The 17,326-nt window shown below is 51.4% G+C and carries 12 protein-coding genes; all 12 read left to right on the forward strand.

From position 1 onward, the window contains the following. Nucleotides 1-143: 143 nt before the first annotated feature. The 12 genes from AC0YOB_RS02130 to AC0YOB_RS02185 all read left to right on the forward strand — a co-directional run bounded on the left by AC0YOB_RS02130 (nucleotide 144) and on the right by AC0YOB_RS02185 (nucleotide 17,311). Nucleotides 144-2,162 (forward strand): alpha-amylase family protein, encoded by a 2,019-nt coding sequence (locus tag AC0YOB_RS02130; RefSeq protein WP_475791339.1) that lies wholly within the window; start codon nucleotides 144-146, stop codon nucleotides 2,160-2,162. 42 nt (nucleotides 2,163-2,204) lie between these two features. Beyond that, the gene (locus AC0YOB_RS02135) at nucleotides 2,205-3,389 is read left to right on the forward strand and encodes an iron-containing alcohol dehydrogenase (RefSeq protein ID WP_475792284.1); all 1,185 of its coding nucleotides are present in this window, start codon (nucleotides 2,205-2,207) and stop codon (nucleotides 3,387-3,389) included. Between the two features lie 266 nt (nucleotides 3,390-3,655). Continuing rightward, on the forward strand, nucleotides 3,656-4,630 hold the full coding sequence (locus AC0YOB_RS02140) for an ABC transporter permease (protein WP_475765909.1): 975 nt from the start codon (nucleotides 3,656-3,658) through the stop codon (nucleotides 4,628-4,630). Nucleotides 4,631-4,656: 26 nt separating this feature from the next. Continuing rightward, on the forward strand, nucleotides 4,657-5,556 hold the full coding sequence (locus tag AC0YOB_RS02145; RefSeq protein WP_210044024.1) for a carbohydrate ABC transporter permease: 900 nt from the start codon (nucleotides 4,657-4,659) through the stop codon (nucleotides 5,554-5,556). Nucleotides 5,557-5,678: 122 nt separating this feature from the next. Continuing rightward, nucleotides 5,679-7,436: a type 2 periplasmic-binding domain-containing protein gene (locus tag AC0YOB_RS02150; RefSeq protein WP_475791340.1), complete on the forward strand. Its 1,758-nt coding sequence runs from the start codon at nucleotides 5,679-5,681 to the stop codon at nucleotides 7,434-7,436. Between the two features lie 221 nt (nucleotides 7,437-7,657). After that, entirely contained in the window at nucleotides 7,658-9,958 is a 2,301-nt protein-coding gene (locus AC0YOB_RS02155) for a helix-turn-helix domain-containing protein (protein ID WP_475791341.1), read from the forward strand. 196 nt (nucleotides 9,959-10,154) lie between these two features. Next, entirely contained in the window at nucleotides 10,155-11,078 is a 924-nt protein-coding gene (locus tag AC0YOB_RS02160) for an ABC transporter permease (RefSeq protein ID WP_475792285.1), read from the forward strand. A gap of 55 nt (nucleotides 11,079-11,133) precedes the next feature. Next, nucleotides 11,134-12,012 carry a carbohydrate ABC transporter permease gene (locus tag AC0YOB_RS02165; protein WP_475785405.1) on the forward strand — a complete coding sequence of 293 codons (879 nt, stop codon included), beginning with the start codon at nucleotides 11,134-11,136 and terminating at the stop codon, nucleotides 12,010-12,012. Nucleotides 12,013-12,036: 24 nt separating this feature from the next. Next, the gene (locus tag AC0YOB_RS02170; protein ID WP_475791342.1) at nucleotides 12,037-13,563 is read left to right on the forward strand and encodes an extracellular solute-binding protein; all 1,527 of its coding nucleotides are present in this window, start codon (nucleotides 12,037-12,039) and stop codon (nucleotides 13,561-13,563) included. Between the two features lie 83 nt (nucleotides 13,564-13,646). Continuing rightward, entirely contained in the window at nucleotides 13,647-14,732 is a 1,086-nt protein-coding gene (locus tag AC0YOB_RS02175) for a mandelate racemase/muconate lactonizing enzyme family protein (RefSeq protein ID WP_475791343.1), read from the forward strand. 334 nt (nucleotides 14,733-15,066) lie between these two features. Continuing rightward, on the forward strand, nucleotides 15,067-16,398 hold the full coding sequence (locus AC0YOB_RS02180) for a Gfo/Idh/MocA family protein (protein WP_475791344.1): 1,332 nt from the start codon (nucleotides 15,067-15,069) through the stop codon (nucleotides 16,396-16,398). Then, entirely contained in the window at nucleotides 16,343-17,311 is a 969-nt protein-coding gene (locus AC0YOB_RS02185; protein WP_475791345.1) for an ABC transporter permease, read from the forward strand. The genes AC0YOB_RS02180 and AC0YOB_RS02185 overlap by 56 nt, the downstream gene beginning before the upstream one ends. Nucleotides 17,312-17,326 lie beyond the last annotated feature (15 nt).

Here is a 17,326-nt window from a genome sequence, read left to right on the forward strand (position 1 = left end):
TACATGCACACAGCCGGGAATTTGCGACCGCTTACAGGTCTCGCAGTCGGCAGTGGCGAATAAGTCAAGGAGAGTCCCGTATGTGCGCAGGATAAGCAGAAGGACCTTTGATAAACTCTACTAGCGAGAGGCCGGGTGCATCGATGGAAGCTTCGTGGTGGACAGCTAACAATCTGAGACTGATTCAAAATAATCTTAGAGAAACAGACGCGAACCTGGACGTGGACCGGTTAATCTTGGACTTGAAGAAGCTATCGGCCAACGTTCTGATGATGAATGCGGGAGGGATCGTCGCCTTTTATCCCACCAAGCTGGACTATCATTACAGGGCGATGGGGCAGCAGAAGGATTTGCTGAAGGAAGCCATAGACCAAGCCCATGCCAACGGGATGAAATTCATCGCCAGATTTGATTTCAGCAAAGCGCATGAATCGATCTTCAGGAAACAGCCGGAATGGTTTTACCGGACGAAGGAGGGGCGGGAAGTCAATTACTTCGGCATCGTCCATACCTGCATCAACGGTTATTACCAGCGCGAGTATTCGCTGAAGCTTATTGATGAAGTCATCAGCCATTATGATGTGGACGGCATATTCTTCAATATGTTCGGCTATCAGACCCGCGACTACAGCGGCCGGAACTACGGGATTTGTTACTGCGGCAGCTGCCGGTCACGGTTCAAAGAAGCATTCGGGATGGAGCTGCCGGAAACGGAGGATCAAGGCGATCCCGCATACCGGGCCTACAGGGAGTTCCAGGAGCAGACGACCAGAGAGATGCTGGACCGGATTCACGCTTTTGTGAAAGGGAAGAACAAGGAGATCGCCATCTCCACTTATCATGAGCATAAGGTGGACATCGTCCGCAAGGAATCCAATACCGATAAAGGCTGGGCGCACCCTGTATGGCTGTACTCCGCATCGGAAAATGTCCAGTCGCTGGAGGATGCATGGGACGACAAGCTGGTCAGCAACTGCTGTATCAATGCCGTCGATCTGGTTCACCGATTCGCGGGAGTATCCCGGCATGAGGTGAATATCCGGCTGAAGGAGAGCCTGGCCAGCGGTTCGGGGCTGGATTTCTGTATCATTGGCGTATTTGACGATTACCCGGACAGGGACAATCTTGAGACTGTGGCCGACATATTCCAGTATCATCGGGAGAATGAGCAGTATTACGGCCATTTCCTGTCCATAGCCGATGCCGCATTGATCAAGCCGGGTAACGTCCGGCAAAAAAACAGAACGGAGTATATGGGGCTGTATAAAATGCTGAAGGAGGAACATGTCGTTTTTGACGTGATCCACCAAAACAATCTGGCCGCCAAAAAAAAGGCTCTCCTTCAATATAAGCTGCTGATCATCCCCGATATCTCCAGCTTTGCGGAAGACGAGCTTCATATTCTGGAGGAGGTTCATGCCCAAGGCGTGAACCTGATCAGCACGGGGCTGTCGTTTACGGAAGACGACGCCAACAAGGCATTTCTGGAGCGGGTATTCGGTGCAAAGCCCCAAGGGGGCCTTCGAGTCCTGAACAGGGAAGCAGCTTATTTGCAGACAGGTGATAAGCAGCTGTTCCCGAGCTTTGAGAGCCGCGACTGGGTGTTTCTGGATGGAGCCTTCTATGATGTGGAATATGGACCGCATATTCAGAAGCAGCTTCCGCTCGTCAGTCCGTCCACCTACGGTCCGCCGGAGCGAGCGTCCGGACACCGGATCTCCGGGACGCAGTTCGGAGCGGGGATCCGGGCCGAATCAGGGCGTCTGGCTGTTCATTTGCCCTGGCAGCCGGGAGAACTCTATTATCGCCATGGCTTCGCGGATCATAAGAGCATCGTGTCCGATCTGTTGAAGCACAGCCTTGACGGCAGCGTCAGATTAACGACAAATGCGCCGCCCCATGCAGAGATTTTCTTCCATCGTCTGAATGACCGCAAGTTCATTCTTCATCTATTGAATCTCTCCGGATTTAATGGCGTCTCTTATTTCGAGCCGCTTCCCATTCATGACATCCGGATTGAGCTTCACGGGATTGGCACATGCCGCGAAGTTTTGAATCTGGTTGATCAAACCAGGGTCAGCGTGACCATGAACAAGGAGGATGCGCTCCTTGCACTTCCGGTGTTAAATGATTTTGCGGCTTTCCTGATTACGGTGGAATGAGGAGTATGATCTGTTCATGACTTTGAAGGGAGGTTCAAGATGATAGGTTCGTTATTGGTGCCTCAGCAGGTAAAATACGGTCCCGGCGTATTTGATAGCGTTGCGGAGACTGTGGGTTCATATGGGAACCATGCTCTGCTTGTGACGGATCCGGCCATGGTTGGTCTGGGGATTGCCGACCGCTGCATGGAGATGCTGCGCTCAGCAGGCTTGTCCGCAGCGTTGTACGCTGATATTCACACGGAACCTACGCTCATCCATGTAGAGCAAGGCCTGGATATCCTCCGGCGGGAAGGCTGCAACGTAATTCTTGCCGTTGGAGGGGGAAGCTGCCTGGATACGGCCAAGGCCATCGCGGTGATGGCCGGGAACCCGGGCAGCCTCAGGGATTATTGGCGCGGAGACCGTTTCAAGTCGCCGCCGCTGCCATTGGTGGCGGTACCGACTACGGCCGGGACAGGCTCAGAAGTAACCCAGATCACCGTCATCATCGATCCGGACAATGAGGTGAAAATGATGATCAAGCAGCCGGAGCTGCTGCCGCGCGCCGCTTTCGTCGATCCGCTGCTGACGGTTTCCTGTCCGCCCGCTGTTACGGCCGCAACCGGCATCGACGCATTATGTCACGCGATTGAGGCATATCTGTCCCGCCAAGCGCATCCATTGACGGACTCGCTTGCCGTTGGGGCTATAACATTCATTAAAGAGGGTTTGGTTAAAGCTTTCGAGGATGGTGCGGATGCCCAAGCCAGAGAACAAATGGCCGTTGGCTCGATGATGGCCGGAATGGCCTTCTCCAACGCCTCGGTCACCCTCGTGCACGGGATGTCCCGTCCGGTCGGAGCCCTGTTTCATGTGCCCCACGGACTAAGCAATGCCATGCTGCTTCCTGCCGTTATGGAATTTACAAAGCCAAGCGCAGTGGACCGTCTGGGCGGCATAGGAGAATTGCTTAATCCTGCGCTTGCCGCTCTGCCTGCCGGCGCCAAAGCGGATGCGGCTGTCGAGGAGCTGAAGCGGCTTTGCCGCAAATTACGCATTCCGAATATGAGCGGCTGGGGGATCGACCGGGAGCTCTTTGAGCAGAATTTGTCCAAAATGGCCGGCGATGCGCTGGCAAGCGGCAGCCCGGCTAATAACCCGCGCATACCTGAGCATCATGAGCTCGTGGAGCTGTACCGGATTTGTTTTGATTATGATATGTCCGGGGGAGAGAGGCAAGGCTAGAAGAACGTGTACCGGATACTGAATCACATGTCTTTCGAATGGAATGGAATCTTAATAGAATCCTTGTATCGCGGCTGGCTGCGGTATAAGGATTTTTATATATATATACGACCCTGCAAGCCTAAATAATAAGGAAATAATTGGATGACGCGAAAATAGTTAAATAAATCCATCAGTTTCATAATATTGTCTACTATTACCGCGAAACCGGTTTTGTATATAGTATAGAAGTGTTATTTGACTACAAGTAGTGGAGATGAGGGGCATTGAAATCGACAAGTATCAGCAGTGAAATGAAAGCGGTTGCGAACCCGGGCCCGAAGCCGCGGATCTGGCATGATATTCCCGGCAAATACAAATTGTTTTTGATGGCATTTCCGTTCATGATTCTTGTTTTTTTATTTTCCTATTTGCCATTGTATGGATGGGTCTATTCCTTCTATAACTTTCGTCCGGGGATTCCGCTATCCGAAACCGAATACGTAGGCATGCAGTGGTTCAAGTCCATGTTCAGCAATCCTACACAAACGGCCGAGGTCATGCGCGTCCTGAAAAATACGATGGCCATGAGCTCGCTTGGCATCCTGACCTCTTTCCTTCCGGTCATTTTCGCAGTCTTTCTTTCCGAAATGCGGTCGGCCCGCTTCAAGAAATGGGTGCAGATTCTCACTACGCTCCCCAATTTTATCAGCTGGGTGCTTGTTTACTCCTTCGCTTTTATGCTTTTTTCCGTTGATAACGGTCTTATCAATCATATCCTGATCAACCTTGGCCTGACCGACAGAGGGATCAATTTTCTCGCGTCCGACAGCCATACCTGGCTTTCGATGACACTATGGGGCCTGTGGAAAGGGCTGGGCTGGGGAGCGATTCTGTACATCGCCGCTATTTCCGGGATCGACCAGGAGCAATATGAAGCGGCGAGGGTGGATGGCGCAGGGCGGTTCCGCTCGATCTGGCATATTACAATTCCAGGTATCATGCCGACCTATTTTGTTCTGCTGATGCTGACAATCGCCAACTTCATCAACAACGGGCTGGACCAGTATTTTGTATTCCAGAATGCCATTAACAAGGATCATATCGAGGTTCTGGACCTTTACGTATATAATATCGGACTGCTTGGCTCCAACTTTTCATTCGCTACGGCGGTCAGCATGCTGAAGTCGATCATCAGCATCATCCTGCTCTTCTTTGCCAACACACTATCAAAAGTCGTCCGCGGCGAGAGTATCGTATAATCCCGAACAGCCAGGAGGTCGTAACCATGCGGAATAAACGCTCAGCGGGAGATCTGACGTTTCACACGCTCAACTATCTCGTATTTGCAATCCTTGCACTGCTTTGCATCTTTCCTTTTTACTATTTGTTCATCAATACAATCAGCAACAACGACCTCAGCAGTCGCGGGTTGATATCTTTCTATCCCAGAGAGCTGCATTTCACGAACTACATAGAGGTGCTGCAAATTCCCGGCTTCGGACAGGCTGCTTTTATGTCGCTGTCAAGGACGGTCCTGGGTACCGTGCTCACAGTGGGGGGCTCCGCTCTGCTCGGGTTCATATTTACAAAGAGGGAGATGTGGGGACGGACGTTCTGGTACAGGTTTGTTGTCGTCACCATGTATTTCAATGCCGGTATTATTCCGTGGTATATCACGATGATGAACCTCCACATGACCAATAATTTCCTTGCTTACATCATACCGGGCGTCGTTTCGCCGTTTTTCGTTATTCTGGTCAAAACCTTTGTCGAGTCGCTCCCGATAGCTCTGCAGGAATCGGCGATGATCGACGGTGCGGGCTACTGGATTATTTTTACCCGGATCGTTTTCCCGCTTATTACTCCCATCCTGGCAACGATCGCCATCTTCTCGGCAGTCGGCCAGTGGAATTCCTTTACCGATACATTGTTCCTGATGGCAAATCCGAAGCTGTATACACTGCAGTTTGTGCTCTACAAATATATTAATGAAGCTAACTCGCTGGCAGCGATCATCCGGAATTCGCAGGGAGGCGGGCAGGCGATCGATCTGTCCAGCATGCAAACGCCGACGTCGATCCGGACTACGGTAACCATGATAGTCGTGTTCCCGATTCTGCTTGTATATCCCTATTTCCAGCGCTACTTCGTCAAGGGGATCATGATCGGAGCCGTCAAAGGGTGACCATTCGTTGAAGTGCCGGCATGAGAAAAGGAGTGATGTCTAATGCGCCTTGCCGCATGAGAGCGGAAACTGAAGTACCTGCTAAACCATTTATTGAATTTATTGGGAGGTCGAGTAAAGACATGAAGAGCATCATAAAGAAAGCATCAACCGTGCTGATGGCATCCATCCTTCTCGTGGGCCTGGCTGCTTGTTCCGAGGGCAATAACAATGCGGCAAATAATGCAGCGAGCGGAACGGAAGCCGCGAATGGCACGAAGCCGGCAGACACGAAGGAGCTTTATAAAATTAATGTTTACTCTCAACTGGCAAACTTCTCGGGGAAGCAGGGCGGCTGGTTCGCCAAAGTCCTGAAGGATAAATTCGGCCTCGAAGTGAACATCATCTCGCAAAACCTGGAAGGCGGCGCGAACAAATTTGCTACGACAATGGCATCCGGCAACCTCGGAGATCTCGTTATTTTCGGCTCGGACGGCCAGGACTACCGCGATGCGATCAAAGCAGGCATGGTGCTCGATTGGACACAGAACGGTCTGCTTGACCAGTATGGCAAAGATCTTTTGGCGAATGTGCCCAAAGCAATCGAAAAGAACAAAACGTACTTCGGAGACGGCAAAGCCGTGTATGGCGTCGGCTTCGATGCAGCGGCGGATGGCGCAACAGGCTCTGCTGACGGCAACACAATGACATACCAGTCCGACATGCGCTGGGATCTGTATCAGAAGCTGGGAAGTCCGAAAATAGAGAACATGGAAGCCATACTTCCCGTACTTAAGAAGATGCAGGAGCTGGAGCCCAAGAGCGACAGCGGCCGTCCGACATACGCCTTCTCCCTCTGGGCCGATTGGGACGGCAACATGATGACGTTGGCGAAGCAATTTGCGGCCATGCAGGGCTATGACGAGAGCGGTCTGCTCCTCGTATCGGCGGATGAAGAGAAATACCAGGACCTTCTGTCTGAAGACGGCTACTACTTGCGGACGCTGAAGCTGTATTATGACGCGAACCAAATGGGTCTGGTGGACCCGGACTCCCTGACGCAGAAGTTCGATGACGTCAGCAACAAGTTCCGCGATGGACAAGTGCTGTATTCCTGGTTCCCGTGGCTCGACAGCGCATACAATACGCCGAACCACACCGATGCAGGAAAAGGCTTCGCAATGGTAGGCTTTGATAATCAGAAGATTTATTCGTACGGACAAAATCCATATGGCGGCAACCGGTTGTGGGCGATCGGCTCGAAGGCGAAGCAGCCGGAACGGATCATGGAATTCCTGAACTGGATGTACTCTCCAGAGGGCGTGATGACACAAACGAATGGCCCGGAAGGCCTGACGTGGGAAATGAAGGACGGTAAAGCGGTGCTGACGGACTTCGGTAAAAAGGCGTTGAAGGATACAACGACGCAGGTGCCGGACGAATTCGGAGGAGGCCAGTACAAGGACGGAACGAACCAAATGAACAACACTTCGCTCAAAGTCAGCAATATCAATCCGAACACGAACGAGCCGTATGACTGGAACAGCTGGTCCTCGGTGCTGGAAGACAACCCGAACCCGGTTGACAAATCGTGGAGGGAAGCAGTAGGCGCGTTGACCCCGCATGAGCTGCTGGAGAAAAACGGTCAAATTGCTGTGAATCAGCAGCTGCCCGAGCCGGCTGCCATTATGGATCAAACATTGAATCAAAAGCTGAACCAGGTGGCAACCGTCATCAAGCAATATTCATGGAGAATGGTCTTTGCCAAAAACGATCAGGATTACGACAAGCTGAAAACCGAAATGATCAATAAAGCGAAAGGTCTGGGCTATGATGAGCTCATCGACTGGCAGGCGGATCAAACCAAAAAAGTTTTCGAGCAGCGCAAACAAAATTCTTGAGGAAACAGGGAATTGTTGCCCGGGAAGGTAATGGCTGCTGCGTTCAAGAATAGGATACGAATGAAGTCCGCTATCATAGCGGGCTTTTTTTATATGTAAAGGAAAAATTTAAGACCAGCCGCTCACAAACTTAAAGTGATGTAATCTCCTATTTATCGTGACTAGATTTTTAGAATGCGATAGAATGATAAAATCCGACAGTAAAAGCAGGTGGCGCTGGAATGTACCGGTTAAACAGATATCAAACCAAGCTGCTGATCTTCAGCACATGTGTTTGCACGATTCCGATTATCGTACTCGGGATTTTGTTCTATTATGAGTTCTCGCAGTCGATCCAGGATAAGGTAAACGAAGGCAACCGGCATATATTGGAGCAAACCCGGCTCCGGGTGGAGCAGGTGCTGCAGGGGGTGGACTTATCCCTTCAGAGGCTTGTTGATGATGATAACGTGGTTCAGTCCATGAGCAGGGATTTATCTCCAGCGAATTTTCAATTCACGCTGGCCTTGTCCTCGAGGCTGAATCAGGTGCAGCGGTTTGATTTCGGACTTCAGGATGTCGACTTGATCGGACTGCAAACCGGCTGGATATTGAGCAATTACGGACTGCAGCGTGTAAGCGCAATCACGAATAAGGAACGCATCAAGCAGTATGTCAATCTATCGGGCAACTCTTTCTGGACCACCGATAAGGGCAGTCTGGCCCGGAACACAATGAGCCCCGGCGAGAGTACCGTCAGTCTTGTCAAAAAAATTCCCCTGATTTCGGATAACCCGGACGGCTTGCTCATCGCCGAAATTTCAACTCATGAATTGTACCGGTTCATATCGCAAAACAATTCATTAGGCGAGATCTTTATTTATGACGCAGCGGACCAATTGCTCGTCAAGCAGAACAAAAAAACGCCATATCCCGCCTCGGAGATTGAGACGTTCATGCAAGGCATAGATCTGGAGAAGCAGTCATCTGGCCATGCGACAGCGGAGCTCAATCATCACAAGGTAGGGATCGAATTTCAAAAGTCCTCCTACAACCAGTGGCTCTATCTATCGCTTATTCCGCTCGAGGACATCAAGAAAGAGTCATGGAGAACAAGCTGGATGATTCTGCTGGTTTGTCTGGGACTGCTCGTCCTGGCCAATGTAACCGCATTCCTGTTCACGCGGCGCTTGTACTCGCCGATTCAACGCCTGTATGAGCTGTGCTTCAACAATATCGGCAGAACGCATGGTCATAAAGTCAATGAATTCGATATTATTAACGAAAATATCGTGCGCCTGCAGGATGTGCAAATCCAGATGACGCAGCAGATCCAGGGCCAGGTCAGGCAGCTTCAGGAATTGTTCGTACTTAAGCTTGTGCAGGGTGAATTCAATCCCTCGGAAATCGACGGCAAGCTCTCCGTCATGGTCCACAACCCGCCCGCCGATCTCAAATGGATGGGCGTAATCGTCCTGCAGATCGATACGCTCGAAGGAACACGGTTCGAAGAGAAGGACCGCGAGCTGCTGCTTTTTGCCATCAATAATATGGTCGGCGACATTATTCCGGGCAAGCAAAGCCTGCTGCCCATTATCGTCAAGGAGAATCAAGTGAACGTTGTGCATACGCATCACGAATCCCTGGAGCTGTTTCAGACGTTTATCGCCGCGATGGCGGAAAAAATAAAGCTGGAGGTTCAGCGTTACTTGAGCCTTCCTGTCAGCATTGGCGTCAGCCGGGCTTATCCGCAGCTGAAGGATGCGGTTCAAGCTTATTCCGAAGCCAAAGAAGCGCTCAAATACCGGCTTCTCTCCTTTGACAAGATGATCCTCTATTATGAAGACATCAATCTGGAGGATAACAAGAGCATTTCATTTCCCGAGGAAACGGAAAAGCAGCTGATCCAGGCGATCAAATACGCCGAAGCCGAAACGCTGGATCCGCTCATCGAGCAGCTGATTCAGGATATTACGAAGCAGAGCGGCAATTATATCGATTATCAGGTTTCTTTTATCCGCTTCTTTGCCGATCTCGCCAAGCTGCTGCAGGAATCCGACCTGTCGCTGCACGCCATATACGGTGAGAACAAGCTGCCGCTTCAGGAGTTGTTCGAGCTTCATACGGTCGATGAAATCCGGGACTGGTTCCGGAACAAAATCATTAAACCGGTGATTCCGCTGTTCGAAGAACGCAAGAAAACCAAATTTCAGAGCCTTTCCTATGAAATCGTTCACATGATTCAGAACGAATACGATACGGACCTCACGCTGGAAATATGCGCTTCCCGTCTGCATTATCATCCCACTTATATAAGCCGGGTGCTGAAAAATGAAGTCGGCCTGAACTTCAGCGAATGCCTCGCCCGTCACCGGCTGGACGTCGCCAAAAAAATGCTGGAGGAAACCGATATGAAAATTTCCCAAATCGCTGAAAAGCTGCGCTATCATAACTCGCAGAATTTCATCCGGTATTTCCGCAAAATGGTCGGCATGACCCCGGGAGCCTACCGCGACCAGCATCTGAAGGGGTTCAGTGGATAATCCGGCAGGTTGGCTCCTGATTACCGGTAGTTTATCTAGTGATTATTCCCTTGCCCGGTATGCGGTAATACCGGGGTGTTTGCGTTGGTTATCCTGTGAGCCTATGAAGTTATCCGGCCCAATGGTAGGGTAGACGGGTGAACGATAACCTGCATAGCAAAGGGGGATTAGCTTGATCAGTGAAGCATCCAGAGAATTGAAAGCCTACCGTCCGAACTCCGCATTGGCAAAAAGATTGCTCAAGAACCGCTGGCTTTATCTCATGCTGCTTCCGGGAGTGCTGTACTTTATTATCTTCAAATATTTACCGATGTGGGGCGTGCTTATCGCCTTCCAGGATTATTCGCCGTTCTCGGGTTTTGCAGGGAGTCCATGGGTAGGCTTTGACAACTTCCTGCAATTTTTCAAGGATGACTCCTTCGCCCTCATTTTCCGCAACACGATCATCCTGGCGATTTATAATCTGGTTTTTTTCTTTCCGCTGCCGATTATTATCGCGTTGATGCTCAACGAGCTGCGTATTGAAGTTTTCAAACGCTTCATACAGACCTTGATCTACATCCCGCATTTTATTTCCTGGGTTGTGGTCGTAGGCATCGCCTACATTTTGTTTACGCCGGAAAATGGACTTATCAACAACCTCCTGATCGGGATGGGGGGCGAGAAGATCAACTTCCTGCTCAGCAACGAATGGTTCAGACCGATGATTATCGGCCAGGTGCTCTGGAAGGAAACGGGCTGGGGAACGATTTTATTTTTGGCAGCGCTTTCAGGCGTTGATACGCAGCTGTATGAAGCGGCCCGCATGGACGGCGCCAACCGGTGGAGACAGCTGTGGCATATTACGCTGCCGGCGATCAAGAGCACGGTCATTATTCTCCTGATTCTGAGACTTGGCAGCTTCATGGATTCCGGGTTCGAACAAGTGTTTCTGATGCTTAATCCGATGAACCGCGAGGTAGGAGAAGTGTTCGATACGTTCGTTTATACGAGCGGCCTGCAGCAGGGGCATTTCAGCTATGCGACGGCGGCGAATCTGTTCAAGTCGGCGGTGGGCATCGCACTCGTACTGGGAGCGAATTATCTGGCCAAGAAGGCAGGCGAAGAAGGCATCTACTGATGCGGCTGCGGTTCATCTGCGATAAGTTAGTTTACTCGGAAAGAGGTGACCACGAATGAAGGATCGAACGCTGGGAAGCCGGTCATTTGATGCTGTGAATTATGCGCTGTTATTGTTTTTTGGCCTATGCACGCTGCTGCCCTTTATTTATATTATCGCCGGTTCGTTTACTGCGCCGGAGGAGTTTATCTCCAAGCCTATCATTCTGTTTCCGACGCATTTCTCATTGGCAGGCTATCAGTATATTTTTTCATCGAGTATTATTTTCAGAAGTCTGGGCGTCACGGTCTTCATTACGGTAGCGGGAACGCTGATCAATCTGCTTTTTACCTCTCTGATGGCGTACCCGCTGGCGAGGAAGGAGCTGGACGGCCGCAGGACGATTATGCTGATGGTGACATTCTCGATGCTGTTCAGCGGCGGGATGATTCCGACATTTCTTATTGTAAAATCGCTTGGCCTGCTGAACAGCTACTGGTCCTTGCTGCTGCCTAACGCGATCAACGCCTTCAATCTGATCGTCCTGCGGAATTTCTTCCAGCAGCTGCCGGAAGGACTGGAGGAAGCGGCCAAAATCGACGGTTGCAACGATTTGAGAATCCTGTGGCAAATTATCATTCCGCTGTCGCTTCCCGCCATGGCTACATTCACACTGTTTTATGCGGTGGGGCATTGGAACTCCTTTTTCCATGCGGTGCTGTACATCAATGATAATTTGAAATGGCCCGTTCAGGTCTGGTTAAGACAAATCGTCATCTTGTCGCAGGGCGGCATCGGCGATTCCGCCGCCTTCGACAGCACCTATATAACACCGCCGTCGCAAATCGTGAAGATGGCTGTCATTGTTGTTTCAACCGTACCAATCCTATGCGTGTATCCGTTTCTGCAAAAGCATTTTGCCAAAGGCGCCATGCTGGGTTCCGTTAAAGGTTAATAAATATGATGCAGGGGGTAAACCATGTCCAGATTAGGAAAAATATTGAGAAAACCGTTCCTGGCCGCAGCAATGGCCAGCATAATGGTCGCGGCGACAGCCTGCAGCGGCGGCACGGGCAGCGAGCAAGCCGGGAATCAGAGCGCTGCCGAATCCACGGAGCCGTTCGAGATTACGATGATGAATCAAAGCATTGTGGCGGAGCCTCCAAGTCCGGATGATCCCATCATCAAGGCGATCGAGGAATATACAAATACGAAGCTGGATATTCAATGGGTGCCCGGCACGACCTATCCCGACAAGCTGAACGCTACGATCGCCTCCGGTTCGCTTCCGATGGTGGTTCTGCTTCAGGACAGGCAGGAGTCCGTGGTCAATGCGATGCGGTCGGGCTATTTCTGGGAAATTGGTCCATTCCTGAAGGATTATCCGAATCTGGAGCGGTCCTTGAACAAGCAGGTATTGAAGAATGTCTCGCTGGACGGCAAAATTTACTCTATTTTCCGCAGCCGTTCGCTCGTCGGGGACGGGATGATTTTCAGGAAGGATTGGCTGGACAATCTCGGATTGAAAGCGCCGACCACGACGGATGAGCTGTACAATACGATAAAGGCATTTACGCTAGACGATCCGGATAAGGACGGGAAGAACAATACGGTCGGCGTCGCGGAAGAGTCCCTGCTGCGCGGCTTTAATTTCATCCTGGCGGCCTTCGGGGGCGGGAATTTGTGGGATGTGAAGGACGGCAAGCTGGTGTCGACCCTATACAGCCAGGAATATATGGATGCCTTGAATTTTTACCGCAAGCTGTATCAGGAGAAGCTGATCAATCAGGACTTTGCGATCGCCACCCGGCCGCAAAATATCGACAACATGGATAAGGGCACATACGGCATGCGGCTGGGCGATCCGGACCAAATCACGCGCCATTCGCAGCTGCTCAAGATCAACCCGAAGGCGGAGCTGGATGTTTCCGCTTCAATTAACGGGAGCAAGGGCGTTCGCATGCTGATGAGCACAGGCTATACTGGGGAATTCGTATTTCCCAAATCCAGCGTGAAGACGGAAGCGCAGCTTAGGCAAATTCTTGCTTACTTTGACAAAATTTCCGATGAAACCGCCCAAAATATTTTTGAATGGGGAATTGAAGGCATTCACTACACGATGAAAGACGGCAAACCGGTGCGGACGCAGGAGCAGACGGACAAGTACAATGCGGAGGTCGTCCAGCTTGAGCAAACGCTGGAGGTAGCGGACGGGTCAAGAGCCATGCAGGGCAGCATCGATCCTTACGTTCAAAAATACAAAGACGCGAAGAACGCGGTTGCGGGCAATCTGGTGGTCAATCCGGCAGCTGCCTATATTTCCGATACGTTTAACCAGAAGAGCGCCGATTTGAACAAAATCATCAACGATGCGCGCATTAAATACATTATGGGCCAGCTCGACGAAGCAGGCTGGAAGGACGCTGTAGCAAGCTGGGATAAGGCTGGCGGCGGCCAAGTGACGGAGGAATTAAACGAACAATACGCCAAGGATACAGACAAGTAGTCAAGGCAAGGCAAGACAAGACCTGCACGCTGCCGTCCCGACGGCAAGCTGGCGGAATAGAAGTCCAATGGGAGGAAAACACAATGAAAGTTACGGATTTGACCTGTTATGTGGCAAGCGGACTGCTGTATGTAAAAGCGGATACGGATGAAGGGGTCTCCGGATTCGGGGAATGCAGCCCGATGCGCCCGGAAATTCTGGTGGAGATCATCCAGCAGATCATCAAACCGCAAATCATCGGCAGCGATCCTTTCAACATCGAGAAGATCGAAGAGAACGTGATGCGCAAGCATTATAAAATGTCCGGCCAGATGCTGGCAGCCGCCTACAGCGGAGTGGAGATCGCGCTCTGGGATGCGAAAGCGAAATTTTTGAAGCAGCCGTTGTATAATTTGCTCGGCGGCAAATACCGGGAGACGATTCCGCTCTACGGATCCAGCATGAGCCGGGATCTCACCCACGACCAGGAGGTCGAGAAGCTGAAAGAGGGGATTGCCGACTATCATTTCGGCGCCGTCAAGATCAAGGTTGGTCCGAGATTCGGCAGCGGACTGCCTGTCGATCTGGACGAGGATGCGGAGAAGGTGCGGAGAGTGCGGGAGGCCATCGGGCCGCATGTCCGGCTCATGATCGACGGCAACGGCTCTTATACTTATATTCAGGCGGTTCAGCTGTACGAAAAAGTGAAGGATTGCGGCATTCATCATTTCGAGGAGCCCTGCCCCTATTTCGATATCGAAGCCTATGTGAAGCTGGCGCAAACGATACCTGTGCCGATCCATGTGGGCGAACAGGACTGGAATATCTTCACCTTCCGCGATTTTATCGCCCGCGGCGGCTGTCATCTGTATGCGGCCGACCCGATCAAATGCGGGGGGCTGCTGAGCGCGAAGAGAGCCGCCACTTTGTGCAGAGCGTTCGGCATCCATTACGTGCCGCATAATACGACCCGCGGCATCGGCTTCGCGGCAGCTCTGCATCTGGCGGCCAGCACGCCGGAGTGCACCAGCTACTATGAGTATTCAATCGAGAAAAGCAATCTGCGCGGCCAAATGCTGAAGACGGAATTCAAAGTAAGCGAAGGACGCATTCATGTGCCCGATGGACCGGGTCTTGGCATTGAGCTGGATGAAGAGAAAATGAACAGCATGCTTACTGTCGTGAAATAGCACTTATGTGTAAGGTATGGAGCATGTGCCCGTATCATATCCGATTCGTGAAGGAGCTGCAGCAGATGCAGCTCCTTTATTTTTTTTAACCTGAAGCAGCGATGGCGTACAGGAAAACTGTGAATGAGAGATATCGCGTACTCTGCGGGTATCTCTAAGGATTATGCTGAGTAGCTTTAAGGATTATCGGGATTATAAAGTCTGAATATGGAGGTCCGAATGAGCGGGGAGGGGAATTGTCGCTTTCAGGATTGTAGTCATTTACCGGGCTGTACGGAATAATGAAAAGGCCGGTCACGGGTATGGCTCACAACTATCAACAGCGGGGTGAAATATGAAAAGAAGATATGCGATTTGCGGGGTCAGCAATCGAAGCATGAAGATGTTCATCGGTCCCATGATGAATACCTTCTCCAATCAGGCCGAGATTGTCGGATTGCTTGATATCGATCCAAGGAGGTTCGAGGTCTGCAAGCAAAAATTTCCCGGGCTTGGGCCTGTCCCGGAATTCGGTCCGGATGATTTCGGTACGATGGTGGAACAGACCAGTCCCGATGTGATTATCGTAACGGGGCGCGACGATACCCATGCTTCTTATATTGTTCAGGCGCTGGCGTGCGATCTGGATGTGCTGACAGAGAAGCCGATGGCGACAACCGGCGCCGATTGCCGCCGGATTATTGAAGCTGAGAACAGGAGCAGAGGGAAAGTGACGGTTGCCTTTAATTACCGCTTTACGCCCATACACAGCCGCATCAAAGAGATGGTGCTGGAAGGTAAGGTGGGCAGAGTCACCTCGGTCGATCTGAACTGGTATATCGACACGTATCACGGAGCCAGCTATTTCAAACGTTGGAACCGCTTACGCGAGCAATCCGGAGGGCTTTCCATTCATAAAAGCTCCCATCATTTCGATCTGGTCAACTGGTGGATCGGCCAGCAGCCGATAGAGGTATTCGCTTTCGGGGCACTCAACTATTACGGTCCCGGGGGAGAGATGAATCCGAAGAAAGAGGACGGCCGGCATTGCGGGACCTGCGAGGTCAAGCAGGATTGCCGTTATTATATGCGCTGGTCCTCGCGCAGCAAGGAGGTTCATGTGAAGGACGACCATATTGGTTCGCCCGACTCCGGCGGAGCAGAGGCATCGTACAGCCACTATCGGACCGATGCCTGCATCTTCGATTCCGAAATCAACATCGAGGACACCTATTCGGCGAACGTGAAGTATAACGGAGGGGCGCTGCTCACGTATTCAGTCAATTTCTCCCTTCCCTATGAAGGCTATCGGCTTGCCATAAACGGAACCCGCGGGCGCATCGAAACGATGGAATACCACTCTTCGGGCAGAGTCCCGTTTCCTGTTCCGGTGCAGACCATCGATTATTTTCCTCTGTTTGGGGCCAAAGAAACCGTGCATGTCGTTCACAGGGAAGGCGGGCATGGCGGCGGCGACCCGGCGCTGCTGGAGCATATATTTCTGGGTCCCGATCCGAATCGGACCTTTGACATTCTGTCCGGCTCATGGGACGGCGCTTATGCGGTCGGTACCGGTGAAGCGGTCTGGAGATCGGTCAGGGAGAATCGGCCGATCCGGATCGATGATGTGCTTGAAGGAGGCGTTGCGCATGAAACCGCAAGTGCACGCGGCGCAGTCCGTCCATAACCGCAAAGCCGGAGTGCTTTGGGGCCGATTTGTCAAGAGCCGTTATTTGTATATGATGGTGACGCCGGGCCTGCTTTATTTTGCCCTGTTCAAATATTTGCCGATGTGGGGGATCCTCATTGCCTTTAAGGACTATCTGCCCTTTCGCGGCTTCTGGAACAGCCCGTGGGTCGGCTTCAAGCATTTTGACCGTTTTTTCCACGATCCGGTATTCTGGACCTTGTTTGAAAACACACTGATTCTGGCCATTTACAATATCATTTTTTTCTTCCCGTTCCCGATTCTGATCGCGCTTATGCTGAATGAGCTGCGCCGGGAATGGTTCAAGCGGAGCATACAGACCTTCATCTATATTCCGCACTTTGTGTCGTGGGTAGTCGTTGTCGGCATGGCCTATACCTTCTTCTCGTCCGAAGGCGGCATCTTCACGGATATGCTCGTTGATGCAGGGATGAACAAGGTTAACTTTCTGATGTCCAACAGCTGGTTCAGGCCGATGATTATTCTTGAATCCATCTGGAAGGAATCAGGCTGGGGAACGATTATTTTTCTCGCCGCCTTGTCGGGGGTCGATCCCACGCTGTATGAGGCAGCCAAGATGGACGGTGCGGGACGGATCAGACAGCTGTGGCATATTACGCTGCCGGCGATCCGCAGCACTATTATCATTTTGTTCATTTTACGGCTGGGCACTTTTCTGGATACGGGGTTCGAGCAGATCTTCCTTATGCTCAATTCCACCAACCGTGAGGTCGGCGAAGTGTTTGATACTTACGTGTACACGACCGGCGTTCAGCAAGGGCAGTTCAGCTTCAGCACCGCTGTCGGCCTGTTCAAGTCGCTTGTGGGTCTGATGCTGGTGCTGGCAGCCAATAAATTAGCCAAGAAGGCAGGAGAACAAGGTGTCTACTAACGAAGAAAGGAGGCT

This window comes from Paenibacillus sp. JT31N17, assembly GCF_056269255.1.